Annotated in this window: 11 protein-coding genes and 1 tRNA gene; 7 read left to right on the forward strand and 5 right to left on the reverse strand. The window is 71.4% G+C overall.

All coding sequences use genetic code 11. The annotated features are described in order from the left end of the window. The first annotated feature begins 74 nt into the window (after positions 1-74). From D9599_RS05105 to D9599_RS05115, 3 genes are all read left to right on the forward strand, one after another. Positions 75-851: a hypothetical protein gene (locus D9599_RS05105; RefSeq protein WP_232480138.1), complete on the forward strand. Its 777-nt coding sequence runs from the start codon at positions 75-77 to the stop codon at positions 849-851. Beyond that, positions 851-1,357, forward strand: a complete 507-nt coding sequence (locus D9599_RS05110) for a F0F1 ATP synthase subunit B (protein ID WP_198380125.1) — start codon at positions 851-853, stop codon at positions 1,355-1,357. The genes D9599_RS05105 and D9599_RS05110 overlap by 1 nt, the downstream gene beginning before the upstream one ends. Positions 1,358-1,496: 139 nt before the next feature. Further along, positions 1,497-3,080, forward strand: a complete 1,584-nt coding sequence (locus tag D9599_RS05115; protein WP_198380126.1) for an ABC transporter substrate-binding protein — start codon at positions 1,497-1,499, stop codon at positions 3,078-3,080. Positions 3,081-3,371: 291 nt separating this feature from the next. Here the strand turns inward: D9599_RS05115 and D9599_RS05120 are convergent, their stop codons facing one another. Both D9599_RS05120 and D9599_RS05125 read right to left on the reverse strand, forming a co-directional pair. Next, entirely contained in the window at positions 3,372-4,490 is a 1,119-nt protein-coding gene (locus D9599_RS05120; protein ID WP_198380127.1) for a PA0069 family radical SAM protein, read from the reverse strand. Between the two features lie 131 nt (positions 4,491-4,621). Continuing rightward, positions 4,622-5,266 carry a Tat pathway signal protein gene (locus tag D9599_RS05125; RefSeq protein ID WP_198380128.1) on the reverse strand — a complete coding sequence of 215 codons (645 nt, stop codon included), beginning with the start codon at positions 5,264-5,266 and terminating at the stop codon, positions 4,622-4,624. A 201-nt stretch (positions 5,267-5,467) separates the two neighbouring features. Between D9599_RS05125 and D9599_RS05130 the strand changes: the two genes are divergently transcribed. The 4 genes from D9599_RS05130 (at position 5,468) to D9599_RS05145 (ending at position 9,134) form a co-directional block, all read left to right on the forward strand. After that, on the forward strand, positions 5,468-7,291 hold the full coding sequence (locus tag D9599_RS05130) for a tetratricopeptide repeat protein (RefSeq protein WP_232480139.1): 1,824 nt from the start codon (positions 5,468-5,470) through the stop codon (positions 7,289-7,291). 7 nt (positions 7,292-7,298) lie between these two features. After that, positions 7,299-8,165, forward strand: a complete 867-nt coding sequence (locus D9599_RS05135; RefSeq protein WP_309228542.1) for a 4-(cytidine 5'-diphospho)-2-C-methyl-D-erythritol kinase — start codon at positions 7,299-7,301, stop codon at positions 8,163-8,165. 89 nt (positions 8,166-8,254) lie between these two features. Continuing rightward, a tRNA-Gln gene (locus D9599_RS05140) sits at positions 8,255-8,329 on the forward strand. Positions 8,330-8,465: 136 nt separating this feature from the next. Then, positions 8,466-9,134: a hypothetical protein gene (locus D9599_RS05145; protein ID WP_198380129.1), complete on the forward strand. Its 669-nt coding sequence runs from the start codon at positions 8,466-8,468 to the stop codon at positions 9,132-9,134. Positions 9,135-9,299: 165 nt separating this feature from the next. On the opposite strand, the gene D9599_RS05150 is transcribed toward D9599_RS05145, so the two are convergent. The 3 genes from D9599_RS05150 to D9599_RS05160 all read right to left on the reverse strand — a co-directional run. After that, positions 9,300-10,313, reverse strand: a complete 1,014-nt coding sequence (locus D9599_RS05150) for a hypothetical protein (RefSeq protein ID WP_198380130.1) — start codon at positions 10,311-10,313, stop codon at positions 9,300-9,302. A gap of 76 nt (positions 10,314-10,389) precedes the next feature. Then, a complete protein-coding gene (locus D9599_RS05155) occupies positions 10,390-10,902 on the reverse strand; it encodes a hypothetical protein (RefSeq protein ID WP_198380131.1) in 513 nt (170 codons plus the stop codon). Positions 10,903-10,937: 35 nt separating this feature from the next. Next, positions 10,938-11,523, reverse strand: a 586-nt coding sequence (locus tag D9599_RS05160) for a hypothetical protein (protein WP_198380132.1), incomplete at its 5' end; no start/stop codon positions are given.

The raw sequence follows: 11,523 nt of genomic DNA on the forward strand, positions 1-11,523 counted from the left end.
GGCCTTCTGGAGGCTTGCCCGCCCGTTCGCCCTTTCAGCGCGGCCTCCTCGCCCGCCTGCCGAGGAACGGAGACATGATGCCCCGCCTGCCCCACGGTTCGTTCTGGCGCCTTGCGGTGATCGGCCTGCTGCTCGCGCAGGCGCCGGCTGCCCTCGCCCAGCACGTGACCGCCCCGGCGCCGACCGGCCCGGTCCGCACCGACGAGCCGCTGCCCGGTGGGCGCCCGCCGAGCCCCCCCGTGCAGGCGGACAGCGACCGCGCGAACGCGATCCGGGAAGCCAACCGCACCGCGGCCGAGTACAACCAGGCCGCGCATGAGGCCGCCGACGCGGGCGGCATGCCGCAGCTCGACTTCGGCAACCCGCTGACCATCGCCCAGGTGGTCTGGCTCTTCGTGATCTTCGGCCTGCTGGTCTTCCTCGCGGCCCATTACCTGCTGCCGCCGGTGGCCGAGGTGCTGGAGAATCGCCGCGCCCGCATCGGCGCCGACCTCGACGCTGCCCGCGACGCCCGCGCCGAGGCCGAGGCCGCCGAGGCCGGCCAGCGCGACAGCACCGCCCGCGCCCGTGCGGAGGCCCAGGCCTCCGTCGCCGCCGCCGCCGCCGCCGCCCAGGCCGATGCCGCGCGCCGGAACGAGGCCCTGGCCGAGAAGCTGAACGCGCAGATCGCGGAGGCCGAGACGCGCATCTCCGCCGCCCGCGATTCCGCCATGGCCGCGCTGCGCGAGGCCGCGACGGACGCGACCGACGCACTGGTGAAGCGGCTCTCGGGCCTTGACGACAAGACGGCCGTCGAGGCCGCGGTCGGCCGCGAGCTGGCAGCCCGCAACATCACCTCGGGAGCGGCGTGATGCACCATTACGAGCACTTCTGGCTCGACCCGAAGTTCTGGGTCGCCGTCTCCTTCGTCATCTTCCTGCTGCTGCTTGGCCGGAACGTCTGGACGAAGGCCATGGCCGCGCTCGACGCCCGCGCCGAGGGCGTGCGGACCGAGCTGGCCGAGGCCACCCGGCTGCGCGCCGAGGCGGAGGCCATGCGCAAGCAGGCCGAGGCCGACCGTGCCGCCGCCGTTTCCGAGGCGGAGGCGATGATCACCCGCGCCCGTGCCGAGGCCGACCGCGTGGCCGCCGCCGCGACCGCCGAGGCCGAGGCGAGCGCCGCCCGGCGCGAGCGCATGGCGATGGACCGCATCGCCGCCGCCGAGGCGAGCGCGCTGGCCGAGGTGCGCCAGGCCGCGGCCGAGATCGCGGCCAGTGCCGCGCGCTCTGTCATCGCGGAGAAGCTGACGGCTGAGGCCGATGCCGCGATGGTGGACAAGGCCGTCGCTGACCTGCCGCGGGCGCTGCGCGCCGCCTGAGCCGGTCTTCGGATCGGAGCTGACCTGGACGGGGGCCCCAGGGCCCCCGTTCGCGTTTGCGCGGGCCGGTGCGTCCCCGTTTGCTTTTCCTCCGCGCCCGACTAGCCTCCCCACGGGATTCCGAATGGGGAGACAAGGGATGCGACGATACCTCCTGGCCGGCGCCGCGGCGCTGATGCTCTGCGCGGGTGCCGGCATGGGCGCCGCCGATGCCGCGACCTTCCGCTGGGCCAATGACGGTGACGTCAACTCCATGGACCCCTACGCGCGGAACGAGACCTTCCTTCTCTCCTTCACCTCGAACATCTACGAGCCGCTGGTCCGGCGGAACCGCGAGCTGAAGATCGAGCCCGCGCTCGCCACCTCCTGGGAGCAGACCGCGCCCACCGTGTGGCGCCTGCACCTGCGCCAGGGCGTGAAGTTCCACGACGGCACGCCCTTCACCGCCGACGACGTGCTGTTCAGCGCGACCCGCGTGCGCGCGCAGGGCTCGAACCTCACCTCCGTGCTCTCCTCGGTGAAGGAGCTGCGGAAGATCGACGACTTCACCGTCGAGTTCGAGACGAACACGCCCGATCCGATCTTTCTCGAGGAGATCACCACTTGGGGGATCATGTCCAAGCGCTGGGCGGAGGCGAACAACGCCACCCAGGCCGTGGACCTGACGACCGGCCAGGAGAACTTCGCCACCCGCAACACCAACGGCACCGGGCCCTTCGTGCTGGTCAGCCGCGAGCCCGACCGCCGCACGGTGCTGCGCCCGAACCCGAACTGGTGGGACAAGCCGGAGCACAACCTCGATGAGGTGGTGTTCAACGTCATCGGCAACGACGCGACCCGCATCGCCGCCCTTCTCTCGGGCGAGATCGACATGGTCTATACCGTGCCGCCGCAGGACACCGACCGGCTGAGCCGCGCGCAAGGCGTGCGCGTTCACCAGGGGCCGGAGCTGCGCACCGTCTTCCTCGGCATGGATCAGTCTCGTGACGAGCTGCTGAAGTCCGACGTACGCGGCCGCAATCCCTTCCGCGACGTGCGCGTGCGCCGCGCGATGCAGCAGGCGATCGACCTTGAGGCGATCAAGACGCGCATCATGCGCGGCCAGTCGCGGCCGACCTCGCTCATGTTCGGCCCGGGCGTGAACGGCTTCGTGGAGTCCGAGGACCGCGTGGTGCGGCCGAACATCGACGCGGCCAAGCGCCTGCTGACCGAGGCCGGCTATCCCAACGGCTTCGGCGTGACGATGGACTGCCCGAACGACCGTTACGTGAACGACGAAGCGATCTGCACCGCCGTCGTTTCCATGCTGGCGCGCATCGGCATCCGCGTGACGCTGAACGCCCAGACCCGCGCGCGCTACTTCGCGGAAATCCTGGCGCCCCGCTACCAGACGAGCTTCTACATGCTCGGCTGGACGCCCACGACCTACGACGCGCACAACACCTTCTACAACATCATGGGCACCCGCGGCGGCACGCGCGGTGTGTTCAACTCGGGCGGCTGGAGCAACGCGCGCTTCGACGAGCTGACGAACCAGATCGGCGTGGAACTCGACCCCGCGAAGCGCCAGCAGCTGATCAACGAGGCGAACCGCATCCACACCGAGGAGGTGGGGCATATTCCCCTTCACCAGCAGGTGGTGGTCTGGGCAGCGCGGCAGAATGTCACGCTGCAGCTGATGGCGGATAACTACTTCCCGCTGCGCTACGTGCGGGTTCAGTAAGGGGTCAGTGTTGGTGGCCTCTGGGAGGCCCTGCCTCCCAGACCCTCCGCCGGGGAGCCAACGGGCTCCCCGGACTCCGCGCTCTGTTTTTCCGTACCAGCTAGGCAAGAACAGCGCCCTTGAAAGATCATTTTTGCCGCGCAGGCTGACCACTCAGTCGCCTGAGGTCATGGACCTCGTGCACGTCAAACAGATCGGGGTGGCCGAGCCATCTCCGCTCGGGACAAACGTTTCGCGTTTGCCCGGGGATTCAGGAGGAAGCAGCGCCTCCTCCTGGGGCCACCGCCTCGATCAGAGCAGAACCAGCTGCCGCTCCTCGGCCCCCGGCACCGCGAATTGCGAGCAGTCGAGCGAGCCGTTCTCCCGCGCGCTGTCCATGCCCAGGCGCTTCATCATGACGGCGAAGCGGCGGGCCAGCATGTCGGCATAGGGGCCGGTGCCGGTCTGGCGGATGCCGAAGCGGGGGTCGTAGGCCTTGCCGGCGCGGGTCTCGCGAACGAGGGCGAGGACGCGGGCGGCGCGGTCGGGCATGTGGGCGTTCAGCCAGTCCTCGAACATCTGCCGGATTTCCAGCGGCAGGCGCAGCAGGACGTAGCCGGCCGAGCGGGCGCCGTGGGCGTGCGCGGCCTCCATCACCTTCTCCAACTCCGCATCGTTCACGCCGGGGATCATCGGCGCGGCGAGGACGCCGACGGGGATACCGGCTCGGGAGAGCTCGTGCATCGCGGCCAGGCGGCGCAGCGGTGTGGCCGCGCGCGGCTCCATGATGCGGGCGAGGCGGTTGTCGAGCGTGGTGACGGAAAGGCAGACCTGCACGAGGTTGCGCGCGGCCATGCGGGTCAGGATGTCCATGTCCCGGAGCACGCCCGCGGACTTGGTGACGATGGTCACGGGGTGGTTGAAGCGCTCCAGCACCTCGAGCACCGAGCGGGTCAGGCGCAGGGTGCGCTCCACCGGCTGGTAGGGATCGGTGTTGGAGCCGAGGGCGATCGGGCGCGGCACGTAGCCGGGCTTGCTGATCTCCTTCTCCAGCAGGCTCGCGACCTCGGGCTTGAACAGGAGGCGGGATTCGAAGTCGAGGCCCGGGGAGAGGCCGATATAGGCGTGGGTGGGCCGGGCGTAGCAGTAGATGCAGCCGTGCTCGCAGCCCTTGTAGGGGTTCACCGAACGGTCGAAGCCGATATCCGGGCTGTCGTTCCAGGTCAGGGCCGAGCGGGCGTTGTCCCGCGTAAGGGAGGTGGCCAGCGGCGGCAGGTCGGCCAGCGTCTCGGCAAGCGTTCCCCAGCCATCGTCGAAGGCGTCCGTGCGCGCGCGCTCGAAGCGGTTCGGCGGGTTGGAGACCGCGCCGCGGCCCCGGTGGAGTGGGGATCGGCCGAGAGGAAGAGGGCTGCCCAGGCTGCCGTCCGGCATGATGGCCTCCTATGGAGTTCGCCTTGTGTTCTCCAAGATTTGGGCATTCCGCCCCCTAATCGTCAAGAACAAGGAGGGAACAAGGATGTGAAACCGGCGCCCTGCAGACCTTCCCGCAGGACGGCCGCGTTTCAGCGCCAGACGACGTCGGTGCGGCTGCAGGTCTCGACGCCGCGCCGTTCGGCGGAGGCACCGTTGTTGTAGACCACGCGGATATCGGCCGCGCAGCTGCCGCCGTTCGGTAGCTGGATATAGAGGGTCTGGCCCGGCCCCATCACGTTGCTGCCCAGCCGGTCCGCCCCCCAGTTCGACTGGGAGGAGAGCGAGATGTAAAGCTCTCGAATGACCATCCCGGAGCGGTTGACGAAGTTGAAGGAGGGGTTCCCGCCGCGCGGCGCCGCGATAGTCGCGCCCGCGCCGGGGCCCATGCCGACAGTGGCGCCCGCCCCGGCCCCTCCGCCGCCACCGCCGAAGGCGATCGTGCTGATGGAGCAGGCATTGAGGCCCATCCGGGTCTCCTCCCGCCCGCTGGCATAGGTCACGCGCACGTCGAGGATGCAGTCCCCGAAGTTCGGCGTGACGAAGACGCGGTTGCCGGCGGGCAGCACGCTGTTGCCGAGGATATCCGGTCCCCAGTTCGAGAGGCGGGAGGCGGAGACATTCGCCGTCTGGATGGTGTCGCTGGTGTTGTTGATCAGCCAGAAGCGGTTCTGTGCCTCTGCCGGCGTGGCCGCGAGGCCTGCGAGCAGCGCGAGGAGGACGATCAAGGCACGCATCGAATTCGTTGCTCCACCGGTCGGACAAGACGTTACGGAGCGAAACACAGCCTGTCATGACCGGGAAATTCCCTCTTCGTGAGGAAACTCCTTCTCCGATGGTTTGAAACTGCCGCAGGAATGCCACAGTCCATAGGCCTGAGGACCGGCAGAGAAGGTGGTGCTGGCGTCTCACGGGCTAGTGATCCTACGCTGCACCGCATGATGCCGCCCGAGGTCCTTCCACCCCCCGCCGCCCCTCTCGCGCCCCCCGGCCGTCCCCTCGGCAAGAGCCGGCGCGGCCGGATGCTGCTGCTGGCGGCAGCCCTGCTCACCGGTTGTGCCGCGGGCGGGAACTCCGTATCCGCGCCGGGCGCCGAGGGGGCAGGCCCGATGGAGGCGGCGCCCGCTGCCTCGCCAGTGGCCGCGCGGCGGGGTGTGCCTGTTCCGGCTCCGGTAGCGGCGCCTGAGGGCGTCTTCGGCGCCTATCTCGCCGGGCGGCTGGCCGCGAATGAGAGCGATGCCTCGGCCGCAGCGGACGCGCTTCTCTCCGCCCTCGCGGCCGATCCGGACGAGCCGGAGATCCTAACGCGCGCCTTCAGCGCCGCGGTGATGGATGGCCGTTCGGACGCGGTGCGCCTGGCCCGCCGCCTGCCCGAGAGCCAGCTCGCCGCGCTGCTGCTGGCCGGTTCCGACGCCCAGGCCGGGCGCTGGGATCGGGCGGAGGCGCGCATCCGCGGCCTTCCCCGTCAGGGCAGCGCGCAGATCCTCCAGCCCCTGCTGCTGGCCTGGGCCCAGGCCGGGCGCGGGAACGCCGACGCGGCGCTCGCGACCCTCCGGCCCTTCGTGGAGGGCGGGCAGCTCCGCGCGGTGGCCGCGCTGCACGGGGCGATGATCGCGGACCTCGCCGGGCGCGTGCGGGAGGCCGAGCGGATGATTCGCATCGCTGTCGCGGAGTCCGGGGAGCCCAACCTGCGGCTGACGACCATCGCGGCCGGGATCCTCGCCCGCGCCGGGAGGGAGGCGGACGGCGGGCGGCTTTTCGACGCCATGGCGCTCGGTTCCGACGACGTCGCGCTCACGGCCGGCACGGCCGCGCGGCGCGCGGCGCTGTCCGGGCGCGCGGTCGCCTCCCCGGTCGAGGGGATGGCCGAGGCGCAGGTGGCGCTCGGGGCCTCGCTCCGCCGGCAGGGGGCGCCGGAGCTCTCCCTTATCCTCGCGCGGCTCTCGCTGCGGCTGCGGCCGGGCTTCGCGCCGGCCCTTATCCTCGCCGCCGAGAGCCTGGCGGATGAGCGCCACTCCGAATCCGCGCTGGCGGTGCTCACCAGCGTGCCCTCGGAGGACGCGATGGCGCCGCTCGCCGCGCTGCGCCGGGCGTCGCTGCTCAGCCGCCTCGGGCGGGGGGAGGAGGCGGTGGTTCTGCTGCGGCGCATGGCCGATGCCCAGCCGGGCGCGCCGCAGCCGGCCGTGGCGATCGCCGACGTGCTGCGGGCCCAGGGCCGGCACGCCGAGGCCGCGGCCGCCTATGGAGTGGCGATCGAGCGCCTCCCCCGTCGCGGCGCCGCGGACTGGCCGCTGTATTACGCCCGCGCGGTGGTGCGCGAGCTGGCGGGGGACTGGCCGGGGGCGGAGGCGGATCTGCGGCAGGCGCTCGCGCTCTCACCGGACCAGCCCTCGGTGCTGAATCACCTCGCCTATGCCTGGGTGGAGCGCGGGGAGCGGCTCGACGAGGCGCGCGGCATGCTGGAGCGCGCGGTGGCCGCCCGCCCGCAGGACGGCAACATCGCCGACAGTCTCGGCTGGGCGCTGTTCCGGACAGGCGACCTTGCGGGCGCCATTCGCTGGCTGGAGCGCGCGGCGGAGCTGGAGGCGCGCAGCGCGGTCATCAACGACCATCTCGGCGACGCCTACTGGGCGGCCGGGCGCCGTGCGGAGGCGGGCTTCCAATGGCGCCGGGCGCTCGGCATGGAGCTGGAGGCGGGCGACGCGGCGCGGGTGGAGGCGAAGCTGCGCGACGGCCTGCCCTCCGCCACGGCGCTGCGATGAGCGTGCGGTGCACCGGTCCGTGACACCCTCGGAGGACGCGCCCGCGAAGGTGAACCTGCATCTGCACGTCACCGGCCGGCGGGCGGACGGGTATCACCTGCTCGACAGCCTCGTGGTCTTTGCCGGTGCCGCGGACAAGGTTTCGGTGCGGGCGGGGGAGGGCGTGACGCTCGACCTCGGCGGGCCGGAGGGGGGCGCCCTCTCGGCAGAACCCGACAACCTCGTGCTGCGGGCGGCGCGGCTGCTGGCCGAAGCCGCGGAGCGCCCGCTGCCGGGCGCCGCGCTGCACCTTGAGAAGCGGTTGCCGGTGGCTTCCGGGATCGGCGGCGGTTCGGCCGACGCGGCCGCCGCGCTGCGGGCGCTGGACCGCTTCTGGGGCCTGGAGATGGGTGCGGCGCGGCTGGAGGCGCTGGCCCTGCGATTGGGTGCGGACGTGCCGGTCTGCATTGGCTCCCTTCCGGCGCGGATGAGGGGCGTGGGCGAGGTTTTGACCCCGGCGCCGCGCCTTCCAGCCTTCGGGCTGGTTCTCGCCAATCCGCGCGTCGCCCTGCCGACACCGGCTGTCTTCGCCGGGCGCAAGGGCGCCTTCTCGGCCCCCGCCGCGCTGCCCTCGGGCTGGACGGATGCCGCAGCCTTGGCGGAGGGGCTGCGGGCGCTGCGGAACGACCTGGAGCCGCCTGCCATCGCCCTCTGCCCGCCGGTGGCGGCGGTGCTGGCCGCGCTGGAGGCCCTGCCGGGGGCGCTGATGGCCCGGATGAGCGGCTCCGGCGCCACCTGCTTCGCCGTCTTCGCGGATGGCGAGCGGGCGGCACGGGCGGCGGAGGCGCTGCCCGCCGCCTGGTGGCGCTGGGGTGGTGCCGCGCGCGGCGGTTGAGCGCGGTCGAAAGCTGCCTTTCGGGGCTTTACGCGGGGCGCGGCGGAGGACATGTTCCGCCCGGCCCAGGCTCCTTGGCCAAGGGCTGGTGGGGCGTCGCCAAGTGGTAAGGCAGCGGTTTTTGGTACCGCCATTCCCAGGTTCGAATCCTGGCGCCCCAGCCAACCTTCTTTAGCTTCTTCGCAGTTTCGCTAGCCCCTGCTGTGTCGGGCAGGAAGGCCAGTGGTTCCGGGCTTTTCTGTCGGGCTGATTGGGGCCAGGCTCTCAGAGAGACGCTTTCGTCGGGCGATGGACCGTGGCATGAACATGGACGATCCCTCGGCGGAGGACGCCGCCTGGACGTTGGCCGCACGGCCGGTCACGAGCCCGCTCTGCGATGCTTTTTTCCTGGTTGCCGAAAGCGTCTACGTCGGGCCGGAGAGTGGCATGACCCCGACGCAGTGGGAGGCGGAGCGTATTCCCCTGCCCAGGCCAAACCTTCCCCTGCGTGCGCCGTCCCGGGTGGCAGCCGCGGACGTGGCGGGGAAGGAGGACGTCCTGGCCGCGCACTACGATGGGCTGATCCGCGTTGCCCAGTCGCACGGCAGGACCAGGGCGCTGGCCGAACCCTTTCCCTTCTTCGCCATTCGGCCGGCTCTTCTCGATAGCGAGGAGGTTCTGGCCTCCTGGCCCTGGAGCGACACCCTTCCCGAAGCTCTCGGCGTGCTGGAGGTGCTGTCCCGCGTCGGGGAAGCCGCGCCGGGCAGGGTCATCCTGGACGAGTTGGAGCAGGGCTGGGGGCTTCGGATAGTGGCCGGGCAAGGGACGATCTGCCTCGTGGAATGGGATGGCGAGGGGCCGCCGCCGGCCGATGCGGCTTGGTGCCTGGAAGCGTCCGTGCTGGCCGGGCAGGCCGCGGAAGCGCGGGACCGGTTGCGATCGGTGCATGTGCGGCTTACGCAGCTGCTCGGCTGGGACTTCTGGTCGTAAGCGCCGTTGCGGAGCAGAGCGTAGGTCAGGTCGATGCTCCGCGCCCCGATCGCTCCGAGCAGGTGGCATAGCAATCCTTTCGCATAGCCCTGCGCGAAAACGGACGTGCTACCCTGGGCGGCAGCCAAGCGCGCCACGGACTCATTAGGGCGTGGCGAAAGAACCCTAGCTGCTCACTTCGTGCGTTGCTGCCTCCCCCTCTCTCCAGCGCTCGTTCAGGCGCCACAGCCCGAGGGCAAAGGCGAGCATCAGCACGCCGCCGCCGAAGAGGCTGAGAGGTGTGGCACCGAGCCGTTCGAACCACTGGGTGTAGAAGTGAATGCCGCCGAAGACGCAGGCAAGATTCAGCACCCAGCGGCGGTTCGTCCGTCCGGCCCAGACCGCCGCCACGGCCAGTGCGACGGCCCAGGCGATGCTGAAGGCGCCGGCCGGAATGGCGCGGCCGAGGCTGCGCTGGATCCAACCGGCGTCGTCGCCCCAGAGTGATCCGACCCAGAAACCGAGATTGACAAGAAGCAGCGCCGTGCGCGCCGCGATGTTCGCCAGCCGCTCCCCCGCGGCACGCAGGCGCGGCGCGCCCCCATGTGCGACCGCCGCCAGGGCCGAGAAGGCGAGCACCGTCGCCAGCGGTTGCTCCACGCCCAGCGCATAGAAGGCGTGTCCGTAGGCGGCGCCGCTGCCGAGCGCGGCGGAGAGCAGCAGGACCGCGAGCGCGATCAGCAGTCCGCTGCCCACCAGGATGGCGGAGCCGGTGAACAGCGCCGCGACGAGGAGAAGGGCCGCCTGCAGTCCGAGGAGCGGCCCCACCTCCTCCCCCACTGCAGGTGAGGCGCCGTTGAGGCTCGTCTGGCCGCTGCTGAGCAGGAGGATACTGGCGCCGAGCAGCAGCGCCGCGACGAGGACAAGGATGGTGGCCAGCACGCCCCATCGCGCGTGGCCCACGAGCGCCAGCCAAGCCCCGGCTGCCATCAGGAGAAGGCCAAGCGGGATGGCGGTCAGAAGGCTTGGCAGCAGCGCCACAATGCCGGCGCTGACCGCGACCACGCCGAAGCCGACGAGGGCGTTGACCAGCAGGGAGCCGGTGTCGCGCTGCCCCAGGCGGGAGAGGCGGTCGTGCTCCTCCCGCGTGATCTGTCCCTCCTGCAGCAGCCGCGAAAGGTCGAGCGTGACCTTCACCATCCTGGCCTCGGCGGGGTCCTGCGCGAAGGGTGGCCGGTTCCCGGGCAGCCTATGCCTGCCGCCCGGCAGCGCCCTCTCACGCCATTCCCGCGTTCTCGCGGCCGCGCAGGCGCCGGATGAGGCCAATGATCGGCGCGACGGTGAGTGCCAGCAGAATGCTGCCCCCGACGAGCAGGGTGATCGTGCGGTTCCAGAGCTTCTCCATGGCCATGTCGGTCGTCGGCAGCTCCGGATGCGCGGGGTCAGCGAGCACGGTGACGCTGTAGCTGCCGGAATGCACGTCCGTGAAGACGTAGTTCACGTCGCGCGACACCGAACCCGACTTCGTCTGCACGGAGAGCGTGGCGTCGCAGATGTTGAGCACGAGCTTGGAGCTGCAGGATCCCTCCGTCACGCGGCCGCCGGCCACGGGCGCCGCCGTGTCGCGGATCCGCCAGTCGCTGACGAGGTTCGGAACCGTGTAGACGGCCATGGCGGCGAGCATGGCGCCGAACATCAGCGTGCCCAGCAGGGCCCAGAGGGTCTGCCGCCAGTCGGCCTCCGGCGGCGGAAGAGTGAGGGGTTGGTTCGGTTGGGTGTTGTTCTGCATGGCCAAAGGCTAGCAAGCCGCCCACGAGGGAGAAGTCACGCGCCGGTTACATTTTCGGCATCGGGTCGTCCCTCCTGCGCCAGGATGCGGCGCGCCGCATCGGCCTGCCGGTAGCGGGCGATGAGATCGGCGAAGCCCTGCACCTTCAGGTTGCGCGGCGGAGCGGCCGCGAAGGTCACGATGCGGCGCCTCGGGTCGAGCTTCACGCGGCGCCCGCGCGGCAGGCGGGCCGGAAAGAGCGCTTCCGGCGGGAGCAGGATGCGGGTGATCACGCGGCCCCGGTCCACGGACATGTCGAGATCCGCCACGTGCTCCCAGGGGATGGGGCGGTCCAGCCCGCCGATGAGCAGGGAGTTCGGGCGGAGGACCAGGAACGGCCTGTCGCCCCGCCGCAGCAGCGGCACCCCGAAGAGGATGAGAAGAAGGCCGAGCCCCCCGCCCGCGCCGGCCACGATCCGCTCCTCCGTGACGCCGACGCCGGGCACGTCCAGGGCGAGCAGGGAGAGGGCACCGGCAGCCAGGATCCCGCCGAAGGCGAACAGGAAGATGGCGCCGGCCCGGGTGTTCTCGTGCAACGCGACCGGCTCCTCCGCCACGCCGGTCGCGTCGGCCTCCAGCGCT

This window comes from Roseomonas sp. KE2513 (genome assembly GCF_016107305.1).
Taxonomy (GTDB): domain Bacteria; phylum Pseudomonadota; class Alphaproteobacteria; order Acetobacterales; family Acetobacteraceae; genus Roseomonas.

What these genes read in the sequence shown, in the direction of transcription:
- D9599_RS05105 (WP_232480138.1), top strand. Translation starts at nt 75, where the DNA reads ATGATGCCCCGCCTGCCCCACGGTTCGTTCTGGCGCCTTGCGGTGATC.
- D9599_RS05110 (WP_198380125.1), top strand. Translation starts at nt 851, where the DNA reads ATGCACCATTACGAGCACTTCTGGCTCGACCCGAAGTTCTGGGTCGCC.
- D9599_RS05115 (WP_198380126.1), top strand. Translation starts at nt 1,497, where the DNA reads ATGCGACGATACCTCCTGGCCGGCGCCGCGGCGCTGATGCTCTGCGCG.
- D9599_RS05120 (WP_198380127.1), bottom strand. Translation starts at nt 4,490, where the DNA reads ATGCCGGACGGCAGCCTGGGCAGCCCTCTTCCTCTCGGCCGATCCCCA.
- D9599_RS05125 (WP_198380128.1), bottom strand. Translation starts at nt 5,266, where the DNA reads ATGCGTGCCTTGATCGTCCTCCTCGCGCTGCTCGCAGGCCTCGCGGCC.
- D9599_RS05130 (WP_232480139.1), top strand. Translation starts at nt 5,468, where the DNA reads ATGATGCCGCCCGAGGTCCTTCCACCCCCCGCCGCCCCTCTCGCGCCC.
- D9599_RS05145 (WP_198380129.1), top strand. Translation starts at nt 8,466, where the DNA reads ATGAACATGGACGATCCCTCGGCGGAGGACGCCGCCTGGACGTTGGCC.
- D9599_RS05150 (WP_198380130.1), bottom strand. Translation starts at nt 10,313, where the DNA reads ATGGTGAAGGTCACGCTCGACCTTTCGCGGCTGCTGCAGGAGGGACAG.
- D9599_RS05155 (WP_198380131.1), bottom strand. Translation starts at nt 10,902, where the DNA reads ATGCAGAACAACACCCAACCGAACCAACCCCTCACTCTTCCGCCGCCG.